General features: G+C 58.9%; 17 protein-coding genes and 1 pseudogene. 4 read left to right on the top strand and 14 right to left on the bottom strand.

Features of this window, described 5'->3' with window-relative positions:
- Positions 1-121: 121 nt before the first annotated feature.
- On the bottom strand, positions 122-874 hold the full coding sequence (locus GH681_RS21850; protein WP_153163639.1) for a replication initiation protein: 753 nt from the start codon (positions 872-874) through the stop codon (positions 122-124).
- Positions 875-1,452: 578 nt separating this feature from the next.
- Between GH681_RS21850 and GH681_RS21845 the strand changes: the two genes are divergently transcribed.
- Positions 1,453-2,958 carry a hypothetical protein gene (locus tag GH681_RS21845; RefSeq protein WP_153163638.1) on the top strand — a complete coding sequence of 502 codons (1,506 nt, stop codon included), beginning with the start codon at positions 1,453-1,455 and terminating at the stop codon, positions 2,956-2,958.
- 127 nt (positions 2,959-3,085) lie between these two features.
- Here GH681_RS21845 and GH681_RS21840 read toward each other — a convergent pair whose 3' ends face one another.
- The 3 genes from GH681_RS21840 to qacK form a co-directional block, all read right to left on the bottom strand.
- Positions 3,086-3,664 carry a hypothetical protein gene (locus GH681_RS21840; RefSeq protein ID WP_153163637.1) on the bottom strand — a complete coding sequence of 193 codons (579 nt, stop codon included), beginning with the start codon at positions 3,662-3,664 and terminating at the stop codon, positions 3,086-3,088.
- 517 nt (positions 3,665-4,181) lie between these two features.
- Positions 4,182-4,673, bottom strand: a complete 492-nt coding sequence (locus GH681_RS21835) for a GNAT family N-acetyltransferase (protein WP_027848401.1) — start codon at positions 4,671-4,673, stop codon at positions 4,182-4,184.
- 144 nt (positions 4,674-4,817) lie between these two features.
- A complete protein-coding gene (qacK, locus tag GH681_RS21830; protein WP_052484405.1) occupies positions 4,818-5,150 on the bottom strand; it encodes a quaternary ammonium compound efflux SMR transporter QacK in 333 nt (110 codons plus the stop codon).
- A gap of 244 nt (positions 5,151-5,394) precedes the next feature.
- On the opposite strand from qacK, the pseudogene GH681_RS21825 reads away from it, so the two are divergent.
- Positions 5,395-6,329 (top strand): annotated as a pseudogene (locus GH681_RS21825) (integron integrase).
- Positions 6,330-6,361: 32 nt separating this feature from the next.
- Here GH681_RS21825 and GH681_RS21820 read toward each other — a convergent pair.
- The 9 genes from GH681_RS21820 to merT form a co-directional block, all read right to left on the bottom strand.
- Positions 6,362-9,331: a Tn3 family transposase gene (locus GH681_RS21820; RefSeq protein ID WP_153163636.1), complete on the bottom strand. Its 2,970-nt coding sequence runs from the start codon at positions 9,329-9,331 to the stop codon at positions 6,362-6,364.
- Between the two features lie 2 nt (positions 9,332-9,333).
- Positions 9,334-9,894, bottom strand: coding sequence for a recombinase family protein (locus tag GH681_RS21815; RefSeq protein ID WP_153163635.1), 561 nt, complete (start codon positions 9,892-9,894; stop codon positions 9,334-9,336).
- Between the two features lie 129 nt (positions 9,895-10,023).
- A complete protein-coding gene (locus GH681_RS21810) occupies positions 10,024-11,010 on the bottom strand; it encodes a DUF3330 domain-containing protein (RefSeq protein ID WP_011111448.1) in 987 nt (328 codons plus the stop codon).
- Positions 11,007-11,243: a broad-spectrum mercury transporter MerE gene (merE, locus tag GH681_RS21805; RefSeq protein WP_041356560.1), complete on the bottom strand. Its 237-nt coding sequence runs from the start codon at positions 11,241-11,243 to the stop codon at positions 11,007-11,009. Before merE ends, GH681_RS21810 begins: the two co-directional genes overlap by 4 nt.
- On the bottom strand, positions 11,240-11,605 hold the full coding sequence (merD, locus tag GH681_RS21800; RefSeq protein WP_011111449.1) for a mercury resistance co-regulator MerD: 366 nt from the start codon (positions 11,603-11,605) through the stop codon (positions 11,240-11,242). Before merD ends, merE begins: the two co-directional genes overlap by 4 nt.
- 17 nt (positions 11,606-11,622) lie before the next feature.
- Positions 11,623-13,308, bottom strand: a complete 1,686-nt coding sequence (merA, locus tag GH681_RS21795) for a mercury(II) reductase (protein ID WP_011111450.1) — start codon at positions 13,306-13,308, stop codon at positions 11,623-11,625.
- A gap of 38 nt (positions 13,309-13,346) precedes the next feature.
- Positions 13,347-13,769, bottom strand: a complete 423-nt coding sequence (gene merC / locus GH681_RS21790) for an organomercurial transporter MerC (RefSeq protein WP_011111451.1) — start codon at positions 13,767-13,769, stop codon at positions 13,347-13,349.
- A 28-nt stretch (positions 13,770-13,797) separates the two neighbouring features.
- Complete coding sequence (merP, locus tag GH681_RS21785) at positions 13,798-14,073, bottom strand: mercury resistance system periplasmic binding protein MerP (protein WP_011111452.1); 276 nt, start codon at positions 14,071-14,073, stop codon at positions 13,798-13,800.
- A 13-nt stretch (positions 14,074-14,086) separates the two neighbouring features.
- Positions 14,087-14,437 carry a mercuric ion transporter MerT gene (merT, locus tag GH681_RS21780; RefSeq protein ID WP_011111453.1) on the bottom strand — a complete coding sequence of 117 codons (351 nt, stop codon included), beginning with the start codon at positions 14,435-14,437 and terminating at the stop codon, positions 14,087-14,089.
- 71 nt (positions 14,438-14,508) lie between these two features.
- On the opposite strand from merT, the gene merR reads away from it, so the two are divergent.
- Complete coding sequence (gene merR / locus GH681_RS21775) at positions 14,509-14,934, top strand: Hg(II)-responsive transcriptional regulator (RefSeq protein ID WP_011111454.1); 426 nt, start codon at positions 14,509-14,511, stop codon at positions 14,932-14,934.
- Between the two features lie 322 nt (positions 14,935-15,256).
- Here merR and GH681_RS21770 read toward each other — a convergent pair whose 3' ends face one another.
- A complete protein-coding gene (locus GH681_RS21770; protein ID WP_153163634.1) occupies positions 15,257-15,580 on the bottom strand; it encodes a PepSY domain-containing protein in 324 nt (107 codons plus the stop codon).
- A 695-nt stretch (positions 15,581-16,275) separates the two neighbouring features.
- On the opposite strand from GH681_RS21770, the gene GH681_RS21765 reads away from it, so the two are divergent.
- Entirely contained in the window at positions 16,276-16,686 is a 411-nt protein-coding gene (locus GH681_RS21765) for a hypothetical protein (protein WP_153163633.1), read from the top strand.
- Positions 16,687-16,770 lie beyond the last annotated feature (84 nt).

The following is a 16,770-nucleotide window of genomic DNA, read 5'->3' as shown; positions in this document are numbered from 1 at the left end:
GGTCGATCATCGCGTCCAGCCGGGCGCGGAAAAAATCCGGGGTGGTCATCGCAAACCTGCGCTCCAAATCTTCCAGAAAGTGAATGCGATTGCACTGGAAACTGGAGGATTCGGCAAGCGCTCAACCGCGCGCAGGCCGCGTGAGGAAAGGCTCCGAGGAGTTCTTCAGGACCGACGATTTAGTCAAAGTCCGAATCTCCGGGAAAGCAAGGGGTGTCGGAAAGCGACTGTTGATGCCTTCCGCCTGGTGCAGCAGTGCTCTGAACCAGAGGTCCTGAGACGCATTGGCGCGCTTGTATATAAGCACCATGCCGTAGGCCCAGTTTCGGAGAGTGTCGAAAAGAGTGACGTTGCGCCCGAGTCCGACATCCTCCACGATTGCGCGGGAGCGTTTTGCAAGCGATACCCACTCAGAGAGCTCGTCCAGCGAATAGGCGTGGTCGTGAACAAACCAAGTTCGCCAGCGCTCATGGAGAGGATTCTTGCAGATTAGGCCGTTGTAGCTGGGGTCGGCACGCAGCTTAAGGCGGTAGGCGTTCTCGATGGCCGCAGCATAGCGCAACGGTTTCTCGCGGCCTCCTTTGCTGGTGATAATCGGTACTTCGAGTAGGTAACCGCAATGCGCGTGGGAGTTCTCCGGATTGACGGCAAGCCAGTTGGGCGGAGGTAGATTGACGCGCTCCCAAGTCAGGGCAGCGAGGGGCGCATCAATGTCGAACAGGAGCCAGTGGCGAAGCGCCGCGGGGTTAAGTTGCAGGTGGCTCTTTGTGGTGGCCACATCCGAGCCGCGGATGATGAGGCCTTGGCTAGGATTGTCGGTGCAGTAGGGGCGCCGGGGGAGTCGTGGAAGAATCAGGTTGGTCAGGGTGTTCACGGGCCATCTCGGATGGCCCCTGTTGCGTCATGTGCTTATAGCCTCAGGTCGTGCTCTGGTGTTCTGTCCTCATCGCAAAGGGGGAGCGTTGAAGGGGATGATGCTATGTATAGCGTCTACGGTCTCCTGTGCTTCGACATTGAGTGAATGGGATGGCCCTCGCGAGGCTTTGTAGCAGCTCGGTTCACACTGTTGCGTGTTCGAATGATTCTTACCGGCGAGTTAAGCAGCATGGTTGCCCTAAAGAATGTTCGCCTGTCATACGTCAGGCTCATCGTAGGCATCAACTGGCTATTACATTTCGAGCAAACCGCCGTTCGCGAGGAAGTGCTGCTCTGGAGGTGGCATCCTCAGAGCGTCAGCAACTCGGCCTGAGCCGAGGTCCAAGAAGTCAAGCATCAACAGTCGCTCTTCGTCCGAACCGGTCGTCCATTACAATGGGGTTATTGTCTGAATGAGCGCTTGCGTCTGCGCGAAAGATCAGAAGATGCTGAGTGTTTCCTACGTCAATCTGCGGTCCTAGACTACTTCTGACCATTGCCAACAATGAGATTTGATGGAGATGCCGAGGCGATGACATGACGACAGCGGCAAAGATCTACTTCACCGACTTCTTTGAAGTCGTGCCCGAGGTGTTGGAGGACTATGGCGCGCTCAATATATCCTTGATCAACGACCTCCCGCTGTTCGTCGATCCGTTCTTGCTCTTTGACAGCGAAGAGATCGAACACCAGCGCCTCCACGACGAAATCATCTGCTACGTGAAGTTTCTGCGCGATGTATCGTCCGATGCTAGCATCAGCAAGGGACTGCTTGATAGCTGGTTCCGCTTTCCTGAGGTCAGCCAGAACTGGCTCGGATTCAGCAAGACAGGTAACAATGGAAGCGGCCTCGGCAAGCAGTTTGCCGGAGCGCTTCATCGCAATCTCCATCAGGTATTCAAGGATTTCGGAAGCGAAACGATTAGTCGTGGAAGCCACCTCGAAAAGCTGTGTCTGCTGGCGGATGGTGTAGGTCGCGACCATTTAAGTGACTTTACAACCAATCTGATCAAGCAATACCTGCTTGACTATACACAGACCTTTGCGAAAATGCATATTGCGTCGAGCCTCCGACGGAATTTCGCCATCGAGAAGGTCGCCTTCGATTACAGGGCAAGGCGGTGGAAGGGTGGGCGATATAACCTGCCGGCTTTCGGCAACGACTATGTCCTGCTGACCCCGAAGGTGATTCTGACTAAAGACGAGGCATGGATTAATCGCAACGACCTACTTGACAACTTTCAGGGCGTCTACAACTCGATCCCGGATCAGCAATTAAGGGCGCAGGTCAATGAATATTTCCTGCGCCGCTTGTCGGAGGACGCCAAGGAAGAAGAAATTCGAGAGGCTGCTGCGACCACCATCGAGCAGTTCCCGCAAGTGCTGGACTATTACATCCGACACAAGGAGGAGACGGGAGACGAGGCCCACAAGGTCAGCAACTCCAAGGTCCGCGACACAGAGCAGCAATTCATTCATCAGATCCGTGCGCTGGTCGATCAGAAGCTGATCGGTACAGAATTCTATCAAGAGGCGGATGACAGCTTCGAAGAGTCCATGCGGCGCCTGCATTACCTGAAATCGGTCATCGAGGACCAAGATGGCTATCGCATGTTCTACCACAATGGCAAGCCGATTCATCGAGAGGCGGACCTGCAACTCATGTATAAGCTTACGTGGTGTGCCTCCGTTTACGACGTGAATCGCGAGGTCAATAACGGCAGAGGTCCTGTCGATTTCAAGGTTTCCAAGGGCAGCCGGGACAAGACTCTGATCGAATTTAAGTTAGCATCGAATTCGAAACTGAAACAGAACATGAAGCATCAGGTTGGCGTGTATGAGGCGGCGAACGACACGGCGAAGTCCATCAAAGCGATTCTTTACTTTTCGGAAAGCGAGTTCCGTAAGGTTCAAACCATTCTCGCCGAGCTAGGATTGTCCGGGCGCCGAGATGTTGTCCTGATTGACGCATGCGCGACCAACAAACCATCAGCTTCGAATGTGCGCGATCCGCAGCAGGGTAGGCTGCCATGGATCGAATGAATCGCCCCTTGAGATCTTTACGCAGACCGTCAGGTCCCGCCTGAAATCTTTCAGCCGAAGTAGATCGAGTGGCGGCAGTGGTGCCAACAGCAGCCAGACGGCGTTTGGCACCGTCGCGATCTACACGTTACTCGAAGCGGTGAATGATTCGGCGGTCCGCAAGTTCTGACCCGTCCGGGCTGTCGTGCATGACGCCCTTGTACCAGATGTACTCCGGCGGCCAGTAGCAGTGTTCGGTGGCGAGCTTCACCGCTTCCTCGACGCTCGCGGGCAACTCGGGATTCGTATAGCGGAAGAAGACGTAATTCATTAGCCCATCGAACATCCACTCTTTGAGGTCTTCATTGTAGGTCGGGTCATTCGGGTCGATGTCATCGTCCCCATCCGCCTCGCGCACGAGTGCGTAGATGTCGCCGGCGCACAGGGAGAAGGCAAGATCGTCCTCGACGAACTGTCCTGATGGGTCGTGAAAGTCCTGAGCGTCCTTGATGTCGAGAGCGATGATCACGCCGAAGTGGTGAGCGTGCTCGGTCGGTGCGAACGTCTTAGCTGATTCTGCAACGTGGTGCCAGTGGTCGAAGCCGACAGCCTTTGCAGCCTCGTCCAGTGCCTCGTTGTGAGTGATTCCGTTCGCTCTCTTGAGCTTGCGGGCGCGCTGCTTGAGCTTTTCGACTTCGGCGGCGGTAATAAGGATTGTGCGGCGCATTTGTGAAACTCCTATCCAATCGCGAACCTTCGGTGCCCACTGCCGAAATCCGAGGGATTAGGGATTTCTCAAATGCGAAACAGGTGATGATCGTCCCGTCCGGGTGCGCCGAGGTGGGCAGCAGGCTTCGATCCAGCCGGCGTGCAGAATAGCAGCAAGTAGGACAGGCGGAAAGAGGGTATGGCGTGCCGGCGCGAGGGCACTCTGGAAGTTGTCTAGGGCGTATGGGCGCGCCTCGGCCGGAGAAGCCGTTCGGCTCCCGCGGACGGAAGGGCTGTTGTCGGCTCGACTGCTGCCGTTCAGTTCGCTCAAAGGTTTAGCGGCAGCTTCCACCGCGATCGACCGGCAGTCAGCGACCCAGAGCAGCCGTAGAGCTTTTGGGAAAGCTGTCATTCAACGCCGTGCTCAACGGCAGTTTGTAAGTCGTGGTTTTGTGGATTACTTTTGCGCAGCAAAACCACAAAGCCGCGACTTACAAACTGTCCAGCGCACGTAGTGCGCGGGTTGCAGCACCTTGTTATGTTTTAGCTAGCCATTTGAACATTACCAAAGCATCTACGTAGCCTTTTGTTGGATGATTAAATGCACTAGGCAAGCGCCCCACAGTTTCAAAACCAAGTTTATTCCACAACCGAACAGCGCCTTCATTGCTTGAAGCAACAAAATTAAACTGCATTGCTTTATAACCCAACTTTAAAGCCATTTCTTGTGAGTGCTCACACATGGTTGTAGCCAAACCCCGACCTCGGGCAATTGAGGAAACCATATAGCCACAATTGCACACATGATTACCGGGGCCAGCCTGGTTTGTTTTTATGTAATAAGTTCCATAAATTTTTCCATTTTCTTCGGCCACAAATGTTTTTCTGGGAGCGTCTAGCCAAATTTTTTCCGCTTGGTCTTTGGTTGTTTCAGTTTCGTATGCGTAGGTTTCTCCGGCTTTTACAACCTCATTAAAGATTGGCCAAATTAAGTCCCAATCTTTTCTTTCAGCCTCTCTAATGTTCATTCAGAAATCTCCAGAAACATAACGCCCGGCACAGCGGCAGCCGTAACGGAGCGGTTTTGTGTTAATGTTTGAGCGCAGCGAGTAACACAAAACCGCGTAGTGTAGGCTGTCCGCCTGCTGCCGATTGTTAGATGCCAGTGCCACTTAATGAACGCTTGCTTTAGAAAGCAAATTTAAAACCAATACACCGCAAACTATTAAACTAATACCCACGAAACCCCATGCATCAATCTTTTGCCCGTAAAGCCCCCATGCAACAGCAGTGACTAATACTACGCCAAGGCCAGACCAAACTGCATAGGCCACCCCTATAGGAATAGACTTCAAGACCAATGAAAGGAAATAAAATGCAATTCCATAGCCAACAATTACGATGAAAGATGGTACGAGCTTCGTAAAACCTTCACTGGACTTTAATGCAGATGTTGCAACTACCTCTCCAAGAATTGCAACAGTAAGAAATAACCAGCTTTTCATGATCCGCCTCCAATATGATTCGAAGGGATTATGTGTTCTTTTCTCTTAAAGTTGCAGTCTTGAAGAAAAAAATTATTCGTGCGCAACTTTCCGGTTAATTACATCTAACTTTGTTTTAGGGCGACAGCCCTGCTGCGTAACATCGTTGCTGCTCCATAACATCAAACATCGACCCACGGCGTAACGCGCTTGCTGCTTGGATGCCCGAGGCATAAACTGTACAAAACAACAGTCATAACAAGCCATGAAAACCAGCACTGCACCGTTACCACCGCTGCGTTCGGTTAAGGTTCTGGACCAGTTGCGTGAGCGCATACGCTACTTGCATTACAGCTTACGAACCGAACAGGCGTATGTCCACTGGGTTCGTGCCTTCATCCGTTTCCACGGTGTGCGTCACCCGGCAACCTTGGGCAGCAGCGAAGTCGAGGCATTCCTGTCTTGGCTGGCGAACGAGCGTAAGGTTTCGGCATCCACACATCGGCAGGCATTGGCGGCCTTGCTGTTCTTCTACGGCAAGGTGCTGTGCGCGGATCTGCCTTGGCTTCAGGAGATCGGAAGACCTCGGCCGTCGCGGCGCTTGCCGGTCGTGCTGACCCCAGATGAGGTGGTTCGCATCCTCGGTTTTCTGGAAGGGGAGCATCGTTTGTTCGCCCAGCTTCTGTATGGAACGGGCATGCGGATCAGCGAGGGTTTGCAACTGCGGGTCAAGGATCTGGATTTCGATCACGGCACGATCATCGTGCGGGAGGGCAAGGGCTCCAATATCGGGCATTGATGTTGCCCGAGAGCTTGGCGCTCGGCCTGCGCGAGCAGCTGGCGCGTGCCCGGGCATGGTGGCTGAAGGACCAGGCCGAGGGCCGCAGCGGCGTTGCGCTTCCTGACGCCCTTGAGCGGAAGTATCCGCGCGCCGGGCATTCTTGGCCGTGGTTCTGGGTCTTTGCGCAGCACACGCATTCGACCGACCCACGGAGCGGTGTCGTGCGTCGCCATCATATGTATGACCAGACCTTTCAGCGCGCCTTCAAACGTGCCGTGGAAGAAGCAGGTGTCGCGAAGCCTGCTACACCGCATACCCTGCGCCACTCGTTCGCGACGGCTTTGCTCCGTAGCGGTTACGACATTCGAACCGTGCAGGATCTGCTCGGCCATTCCGACGTCTCCACGACGATGATTTAGGGGTCATCTCAGAAAACGGAAAATAAAGCACGCTAAGCCGGTTGTAGCGGTCGTAGCGGCCTGAACTTGCCCTCTCCGATCTTGGCGCTGCTGCGCCACAGGTAATCACCGGTCAGGTTGATGTGCTCCCAGCCCAGCGGTGACAGGTACTGCAACAGCGCGTCATCGACGGCATGACCGTTGCCACGTAGCGCATGCGCCGCCCGTTCCAGATAGACCGTGTTCCACAGCACGACAGCCGCTGTCACCAGGTTGAGGCCGCTGGCCCGGTAGCGCTGCTGCTCGAAACTGCGGTCGCGGATTTCACCCAGCCGGTTGAAAAACACGGCGCGGGCCAGCGCATTGCGCGCTTCGCCCTTATTGAGTCCGGCGTGGACACGTCGGCGCAGTTCCACGCTTTGCAGCCAGTCCAGAATGAACAGCGTGCGCTCGATGCGGCCCAACTCGCGCAGGGCCACGGCCAGGCCGTTCTGACGTGGGTAACTGCCGAGCTTCCTGAGCATCAGCGAGGCTGTCACCGTACCCTGCTTGATTGAGGTGGCCAGCGGCAGGATTTCGTCCCAGTGGGCACGAATCGCCTTGATGTTCAGCTTGTCGCTGCTAATCATCGGTTTGAGCGCGTCGTAACTGGCTTCACCCTTTGGGACGAACAGCTTGGTATCACCCAGGTCGCGGATGCGCGGCGCAAAGCGGAAGCCCAGCAGGTGCATTAAGGCGAAGACATGATCGGTGAAGCCTGCCGTGTCGGTGTAGTGCTCCTCGATGCGCAGGTCGGACTCGTGGTACAGCAGGCCATCGAGCACGTAGGTCGAGTCGCGCACGCCGACGTTCACGACCTTAGTGTGGAACGGCGCGTACTGGTCGGAGATGTGGGTGTAGAACGTCCGCCCTGGGCTGCTGCCGTATTTCGGGTTGATGTGGCCCGTACTCTCGGCCTTGCTGCCAGTGCGGAAGTTCTGGCCGTCCGACGATGACGTGGTGCCATCGCCCCAGTGCTCGGCGAACGGGTGCCGAAACTGTGCATTGACCAGCTCGGCCAGCGCCGTCGAGTAGGTTTCGTCGCGGATATGCCAGGCTTGTAGCCAAGCCAGCTTGGCGTAGGTCGTGCCGGGGCAGGATTCGGCCATCTTGGTCAGGCCGAGGTTAATCGCGTCGGCCAGGATCGTCGTCAGCAGCAGGTTCTTATCCTTGGCCAGATCGCCCGATTTCAGGTGCGCGAAGTGACGAGTGAAGCCCGTCCATTCATCTACCTCCAGCAGCAGTTCGGTGATCTTGACGTGTGGCAGGATCATCGCGGTCTGGTCGATCAGCGCCTGCGCAGTCTCGGGCACGGCTGCATCCAGCGGCATAATCTTCAGGCCCGACTCGGTGATGATCGCATCCGGCAGGTCGTTCGCCGCTGCCATGCGATTGACCGTGGCAAGTTGCGCCTCCAGCAGCGTTAGCCGGTCGTCTAGGTACTGGTCACAGTCGGTGGCCACGGCCAGCGGCAGTTCGCTGGACTGCTTGAGGCTGGCGAACTTCGCGGGCGGCACCAGGTAGTCCTCGAAGTCCTTGAACTGGCGTGATCCCTGCACCCAGATGTCGCCCGAGCGCAGCGAGTTCTTGAGTTCCGACAGTGCGCACAGCTCGTAGTAGCGCCGGTCGATGCCGGCGTCGGTCATCACCAACTTCTGCCAGCGCGGCTTGATGAAATCGGTCGGAGCATCAGCGGGCACCTTGCGGGCGTTGTCGGTGTTCATGCCGCGCAGCACCTCGATGGCATCGAGCACGTCCTTGGCGGCGGGCGCTGCCCGCAGCTTGAGCACATCCAAAAATTCCGGCGCGTAGCGGCGCAAGGTGGCGTAGCTCTCGCCGATACGGTGCAGGAAATCGAAGTCATCGGGCTGCGCGAGCTTTTGCGCCTCGGTGACGCTTTCGGCGAAGGCGTCCCAGGACATGACGGCCTCGATGGCGGCGAACGGGTCGCCGCCCGATTGCTTGGCGTCGATCAGCACCTGGCCGATGCGGCCGTACAGGCGCACCTTGGCGTTGATGGCTTTGCCGGACGCCTGGAACTGCTGCTGATGCTTGTTTTTGGCTGCGTTGAACAGCTTCCCGAGGATACGGTCGTGCAGGTCGATGATTTCGTCAGTGACGGTGGCCATGCCTTCGATGGCCAGCGCCACCAGGGTGGCGTAGCGCCGTTGCGGCTCGAACTTGGCCAGGTCGGCGGGCGTCATCTGGCCGCCCTCGCGGGCGATCTTGAGCAACCGATTCTGGTGAACCAGCCGCTCGATGCCGGGCGGCTGGTCGAGCGCCTGCCAGGCTTTGAGACGCTCGATGTGTTCGAGCATGTGCCGAGAATTGGGCTTGGCGGGCGACTGCCGCAGCCAGGCCAGCCAAGTCGTCTTGCTGTTGTCGCGGCGTTTTAGAAGATCGTCGAGGCCATGCCGGTGCCCGTTCGACAACGGCTCGGACAGGGCTTCGTAGATTCGTCGGTTGGCGCGGGTGATGGCCTCGGAGCTGGCGCGCTCGATGGCATTGAGCGCGGGCAGAATGATGGACTGTCGCCGCAAATGTTCGATCAAGGCATCGGCCAGCACGATGCCCTTGTCGGTCTGCATGGCTCGCTCAGTCAGCGTATGCACAGCCTGCCGATAGTGGCTCATCGTGAAGGGCTGGAAGCCGAACGCGTTTTGCAGCTCGACCAGGTGCTCGCGCCGGGTCTGCTCTCGCTGCCCGTAGTCGTCCCAGCTTTCGATGCCGACCTTGAGTTGGTTGGCGACCAGTTTCAGTAAGGGCGGGAACGGCGGCTGATCGACGCCAAGGATAATGCCGGGAAAGCGCAGGTAGCAAAGCTGCACGGCGAAGCCCAGCCGGTTGGCAGGCCCGCGCCGCTGCCGGATGATGGCAAGGTCAGTATCGCTGAACGTGTAATGTCGAATCAGGTCGTCCTTGGTGTCCGGCAACGCCAGCAGGCTTTCCCGCTCGGCGGCGGACAGTATGGAACGACGAGGCATCGCTATTGATCCAATCTCAAGTATTGATACAGGGTCTCCCGGCTGACACCGAATTCACGTGCCAGCTTCGCTTTCTGTTCGCCGGCTGCGGCACGCTGCCGCAGTTCGGCGACCTGTTCGGGCGACAGTGCTTTCTTACGGCCCCGGTAGACTCCGCGCTGCTTGGCGAGCGCGATGCCTTCGCGCTGCCGCTCGCGGATCAAGGCCCGCTCGAATTCGGCGAACGCACCCATCACCGACAGCATCAGGTTCGCCATCGGCGAATCCTCGCCGGTGAAGGTCAAACTCTCCTTGACGAACTCGATGCGCACGCCGCGTTTGGTCAGCTTTTGTACCAGGCGGCGCAAATCATCGAGGTTGCGCGCCAGGCGATCCATGGTGTGCACCACCACCGTGTCGCCTTCGCGCACGAAGGCCAGCAACGAATCGAGTTCAGGCCGCTGGGTGTCTTTTCCCGACGCCTTGTCGGTGAATACCCTGCCGACTTCGACATGCTCCAGTTGCCGTTCCGGGTTCTGGTCGAAGCTGCTGACCCGGACATAGCCGATGCGTTGACCCTGCATGGTGCCTCTAAACACGAAAGTGTCAGGAAGAAATTTATGACCTTTCGCCGCAGGTGTCAAGAAATACAAAAATTGGCTCTATTCTGACGTTGCTGGGTGGCTTCTCCTGACATCAGGATAGGGTATGCTTCAACCTGACGGCGTTGGGCCGCCAGCGGCAGGTGTAGTAACTGGTTCGGCTACGGCTTTAGCTCGGGCCTGAAAACGTTCATAACAATCGAGTCCACAAAAGTGTTCGACGTATTCCGAGCCTTCCGGGGTGAAGGCAGCATCGAGCGGAATTTCCTTGCAGCACACGCAACAACTGGTGGTCGGTTCGTTGACGTTCATGGTGACACCCCTCCATCGCTTAACGAAGGCGGCGAATGCCGCCGCCGGCATCGGCTTGGCGAACAGGAAGCCCTGCACTGCGTCGCAATCCGCTAGCCGCAACTGCGTGAGACTGGCCGGCGTTTCCACTCCCTCGGCTACCACTTCCATGCCAAGGCCGTGCGCGAGTTGGATCACCGCCCGGACGATGGTCTGGTCGCGTGTGTCATCCACGATTCCCGCGACGAACGATTGGTCGATCTTGAGCGTGGTGATCGGGCAGCATTTCAGGTGTTGCAGGCAGGAATAGCCCGTCCCGAAATCGTCGGCAGCGAAGCGCACGCCGATGGCGCGCAACGCATCCAGGAGAGGAAAAATTGCCGGATCGCCGAAGGCGGCCGATTCGGTCAGCTCGATTTCCAGATACTCGGCGAGCAAGCCTGCCGCCGCCAATGCCTGTTGCACCTGGTCATCGAAACCTGGCCCGACCTGGCGTGCGGATACATTGACGGCCAGGCGGAACGGCCGCCATTGCACCGGTAGCCACTCGTGCATCTGCTGGCAGGCTTCGCGCAGCACCCATGCACCGATCTCCGGCATCAGGCCGGACGATTCCGCCACGGGTAGGAACTGGCCCGGCGGTAACAAGCCGAGACTCGGGTGCCGCCAGCGTAACAGTGCTTCCGCGCCGGCAATCTGGTCACTGCGCAGATCGACAATCGGCTGGTAATGCAGCTCAAGCTGTCCGAGCACAACCGCCTGCGCCAATTGTGTCGCCGTCCATACAACCGGTCGGGAAGCGGTCATGATCTTCCCTTGAACGCTCGAAGCAGCCGCGCCACGGACAGGACAAATAACCCGGTCAGCGCGAGGGCAGCAACACCCCAATGCTCCCCAATGAAAGCGCCGGCGGTCGTACCGGCCAGCACAGCGGCGAGAATCGGCAGATGGCAGGGGCAGGTCAGCACGGCCAGCGCGCCCCACAGGTAGCCGGTGACCGGCTTGCGCGTCTCGGCTGGCAAGCGCTCGGGGCTGTTCATGGCAAACTCTCCGTTTGCCGTGCCGACTCGATTGGCATGGCGGCCAACTGCATTTCGAGGCTGGCCAGGGCCTCGCGCCGCCGTTCTACGAGTTGATGCAGCACGGCAAGCTGCGCAGCCGCGCCGTCGCCGTCCGCAGCATCCAGTGCCCGACACAGCCGCGCCAGCGCGCCCAGGCCGATGCCCGCGTCAAAGGCGGCCCGCACGAAGCACAGGCGTTGCAAGGCTGCCGCGTCGAACAGGCCGTAGCCGCCCGTGGTGCATGCGACCGGCCGCAACAATCCACGCACGATGTAGTCGCGCACGACATGCACACTCACGCCGGCATCGTCAGCCAGTCGGGACACCGTGTAGGCGTTCATCGAACACCTCCTTTTCCTCACCCGGCGCAGCAGGAAAGCTGCTTCACATCCTTGTTGAAGGTCTGCGCCGCGAGCTTCAACCCCTCGACCATCGTCAGGTAGGGGAACAACTGATCCGCCAGTTCCTGCGCCGTCATGCGGTTGCGAATTGCCAGGGCTGCCGTCTGGATCAGTTCGCCCGCTTCCGGGGCCACCGCCTGCACGCCAATGAGCCGCCCGCTACCTTCCTCGATGACCAGCTTGATAAAGCCGCGTGTGTCGAAGTTGGCCAGCGCACGCGGCACGTTGTCCAAGGTTAAGGTGCGACTGTCGGTCTCGATCCCGTCGTGATGCGCTTCCGCTTCGCTGTAGCCCACGGTGGCGACCTGCGGGTCGGTAAACACCACTGCTGGCATCGCGGTCAGGTCCAGGGTAGCGTCGCCGCCCGTCATGTTGATCGCGGCACGGGTGCCGGCGGCCGCTGCCACATAGACGAATTGCGGTTGGTCAGTGCAATCGCCGGCGGCATAGATGTGTGGCGCGCTGGTGCGCATGCCTTTGTCGATGACGATAGCCCCCTGCGCATTGACGGCGACACCCGCCGCTTCCAGCGCCAGGCTGCGCGTGTTCGGTGTCCGGCCGGTAGCGACCAGCAGCTTGTCGGCGTGTATTTCACCGCGCGCCGTGGTCAGCACGAATTCGCCGTCCACGTGGGCGACCTGGCTGGCTTGCGTGTGTTCCAGCACCTTGATCCCTTCAGCACGGAACGCCGCCGTGATTGCCTCGCCGATGGCCGGGTCTTCGCGGAAGAAGAGCGTGCTGCGCGCCAGGATCGTGACCTGGCTGCCCAGTCGGGCGAAGGCTTGCGCCAGTTCCAGCGCCACCACCGACGATCCGATCACGGCCAGGCGTTCGGGAATGATGTCGCTGACCAGGGCCTCGGTCGAAGTCCAGTAGGGCGACTCTTTCAAGCCCGGAATCGGCGGCACGGCCGGGCTGGCACCCGTGGCGACTAGGCAGCGGTCGAACACCACGACGCGCTCGCCGCCAGCGTTCAAACGGACGACAAGGCTCTGGTCGTCCTTGAAACGCGCTTCGCCATGCAACACGGTGATGGCCGGGTTGCCGTCCAGGATGCCTTCGTACTTGGCGTGGCGCAGCTCATCGACGCGTGCTTGCTGCTGGGCCAGCAGCTTGCTGCGATCAATTGCAGGTGCAGTCGCCGGGATGCCGCCGTCGAACGGGCTTTCGCGGCGCAGATGGGCGATATGGGCAGCGCGGATCATGATCTTGGACGGTACGCAGCCCACATTGACGCAAGTGCCGCCGATGGTGCCGCGTTCGATCAGCGTGACCTTCGCGCCTTGCTCGACGGCCTTCAGCGCCGCCGCCATCGCGGCCCCGCCGCTGCCGATCACGGCGACCTGCAACGGGTGCTCGCCGTCGCTGCCCTTGTCGGCGGCTCCCATCCAGTCGCGCACCTTGTCGAGCAGCCCGGTGCGGTTGTCCGTCGGCGGGGCATCGGCGAGCGTTGCCTTGTAGCCGAGTCCGGCCACAGCGGCGGTCAGCGCGTCCGGTGCGGTGCCGGGGTCAAGGTCGAGCTGGGCCGCACCCTTGGCGTAGGACACAACGGCAGACTGCACGCCGGGCACTTTCTCCAATGCTTGCTTGACGTGCGTAGCGCACGAGTCGCAAGTCATTCCGGTGATCTTCAACGTGGTCATACTGCATTCCTTTTTCGTTTTGTGAGCGGCCAATGCCGTCAGCCGCGTTTAGCGGGCAGTTCGCAACCGTCCGGCCCGCAACGGCGGTTGGCTGGCGAGACGAAATCCCAGACCGACACCCCGACCATCAAGGCCAAGCCGACATACATCAGGTTCGCCGTCCACCAGTTGCCGAGTAACCAGACCGTGGCTGCGAACACGATGGCCGGGCCGATCATGCCGAGCACGCTGCGGTGCCATTGCCGGTGGCTCAGCCAACCCAGCGCGTTCGCGATGAAGGCGACTGCGGCAAACAGCGGCAGTAGCCGGCTGATAAACAGGCCCTCGTATTGGCTTAGAAAGCCCAGCCCGATGGCCGCGCCCAAGCTGGCGAGGGCGGGAAAACAGGCGGCGCAGCCCATCGCGGAAACGACGCTGCCGAGCGCCCCGGTTTTATCGGCAATGCGTGTGACGAGTCCCATGTGTCGCTCCCGAGTTAGGTTCAGCGGATCAGCGTTTGACGCTGGACGGATAGCCCGCGCCCTCGGTCGCCTTGGTCAACTTCTGGACGTTGGTCTTGGTGTCGTCGAAGGTGACGACGGCCTCGCGCTTGTCGAAGCTCACGTCGGTCTTGCTTACACCCTCGACTTTCGAGATGGCTTTTTTGACCGTGATCGGACAGGCAGCGCAGGTCATGCCAGGCACGGACAGCGTGACCGTTTGGGTGGCGGCCCACACGGGGGCAACGACGGCGACGAGAGCGAGGGAGGCAAACAGTTTTTTCATGGTGAACTCCTGATTAGTAGAAAAATGGCATGACGTAGGGAAAACCAAGCGCAACCAGGACCAGCACGGCCACGATCCAGAAAATGAGCTTGTAGGTGGTATGCACGTGTGGAATCGCGCACACCTCGCCCGGCTTGCAGGCTTCTGCCGGGCGGTAGATGCGCCGCCAGGCAAAGAACAGCGCAACCAACGCCGCGCCGATGAAGATCGGCCGATACGGCTCCAATATCGTCAGGTTGCCGATCCACGCGCCACTGAATCCCAGAGCGACCAGGACTAGCGGCCCAAGGCAACAGGTAGAGGCGAGGATGGCGGCCAGCCCGCCGGCGAAGAGCGCGCCGCGCCCGTTTTGTGGTTCCGACATGCTTTTGTCCTTTTGAATTTGGAATGGATAGCGTAACCTTACTTCCGTAGTCATGTACGGAGTCAAGCGATATGCAAACTATTTTGGAGAATCTGACCATTGGCGCTTTTGCCAGGGCGGCAGGGGTCAATGTAGAGACCATCCGGTTTTATCAGCGCAAGGGATTGCTGCCTGAGCCGGACAAGCCCTATGGCAGCATTCGCCGGTATGGCGAGGCGGATGTGACGCGGGTACGGTTTGTGAAATCGGCCCAGCGGCTGGGATTTAGTTTGGACGAGATCGCAGAGCTGCTGCGGCTGGACGATGGCACTCACTGCGAAGAAGCAAGCAGCCTGGCGGAACACAAGCTCAAGGACGTGCGCGAGAAGATGGCCGACTTGGCACGTATGGAGTCGGTGCTGTCCGAACTTGTGTCCGCCTGCCATCTACGGCAGGGAAATGTTTCCTGCCCGTTGATCGCGTCGCTACAGGGTGACGCAAGCCCGGCTATGCCTTAGCGTGCTTTATTTTCCGTTTTCTGAGACGACCCCATTTACACGCATGTGCTGAAAGTTGGCGGTGCCGGAGTGCGCTCACCGCTTGATGCGCTGCCGCCCCTCTCTAGTGAGAGGTAGGCCTGGCCAGCGCAAGTCAATCCTGGCGGATTCACTACCCCTGCGCGAAGGCCATCGGTGCCGCATCGAACGGCCGGTTGCGGAAAGTCCTCCCTGCGTCCGCTGATGGCCGGAGTGAGACCTTCATATCACGGGAGATACCGATGCCGCTGACGACCCAGATCTAGCGCGTCTTGCAGTCGTGCCGGCCACTGTGGTGTTCTACCTACTTGGTGCGCTTGACTTCGACCCTGAGGACTTGGCCAGTGATTGGATCCACATCGAGTTCGACGCGCTGCCCTTGCGGATCGACCGCCTTGACCTCGTAGAGGTTGTCGTCGCGATCCACTTCGCGGAAGTCGCGGTAGCCAACAGCTTCGAGCTTGTTCAGCACGTCCTTGATACTCATCCAGTTCGACGTGGCAGTGGCGGGAGCGGCTGAGGTGATGGCCGGGGCCGTGCTCTGGGCAAAGGCGGGGGTGAGGGTGGCACCCGCGCCGATGAGTCCGCTGGTGAGGGCCAGGGTAGCGATGAGAGTGGTTGCACGCATGATGGGATTTCCTTGTTTGGGTGGGTGGTCCTGTTGTGACCGTGGTGCCATGATGCCTCCTGCTAGCTGAATCGATGCTGAATAGCTTGTTCACATTCCGTTAATGTAGTGAGCGCGAAATGTGCGCGGTTGCCCGCGTCCCTCGTGCTCTCAGCCGGTTACCCATGTGCTCAATCGTGGCGGGCGCGGTGTCATGCGTCGAGTAGATTGTCGTCGGCCGACCGCTTCTGGCCGAGAGCATGAGTTCAGATCCCGTCGCCATGAGCTGCCGGTCACGATCTCGAGCCCGCGCCTGGGAGCGCTTTGTGGCGACATGCCCAAGGAGTGCAGCCGGCCACGACACGACGGTCGCCAAGGTGGCACGCGGACGCCCGAACGCTACCTTCGTAAGTCAAGGCGGCCGATCACTGGAAGCCGTCAGGCCGCGACATCTCGATGTACGACTTCACACGCCAATCGAGTAGCATTGGTTTGATTCTTGTCTTGCATACCCAGTCGCCTCATCATTTCGCGTTCGCCAGCCGAGCCGATATCATCCATCCAATCTTCGAAGAATAATGTCCCTCTCCGGTATCCTTAGTTCGCCGTCGCAGCGACGAAGCTTCTTGCTCTTATCGGTACTGCTTCTGGGATGTGGCTTAGTTGGCATCCTCGCGATTGCCTTTCATGCGCCAAACACTCCCGTCTGGAATGCCGTGAACAGTTTCTTCATTTCGGTCGTCGCAGGCGGGGTCTTTGCGCTCGCCTCTGGCCTGTATCTTCTCTGTTTCTTTGAGGATCCGAACGACATAGCCGCCTCTTCCGTTTTACTGCCGAAAGACATTGGTCAGACGTTGGAGGACATTGCAAAGAAGGCGCCTGACTACAAGATTTTCGTGCGGACAGGTAGGCATTTCCGAGCAGAAATCCTTCCGATCCTAGTGAAGCAAGCTCGCCAGAACCGGCGCCGGATTCGCATAGAAGTCATCCTCCTCGATTTTCGCCACGAAGCTATCTGCGACAAATATGCAACCTATCGCAAAGTATCCTCGTTTGACGGTAAGTCTTGGTGCGCGCGGTACGTCGGGAGTGTCAGTAATTTTGTGTTCGAGGCGAATTTCGATTGATCCCGGCCATGGCCGGGATCAATCGACGGTTCTCATTTTGTGACCGCCGGAATGAAGCGCTCGCCGTACAGGATGGCGAACTGG

The sequence above is a fragment of the Zoogloea sp. 1C4 genome, from assembly GCF_009469605.1.
In the GTDB taxonomy this organism is placed as follows: domain Bacteria; phylum Pseudomonadota; class Gammaproteobacteria; order Burkholderiales; family Rhodocyclaceae; genus Zoogloea; species Zoogloea oryzae.
Note: the sequence above shows the minus strand (reverse complement) of the source record. Positions and strands in the feature narration are given on the sequence as shown.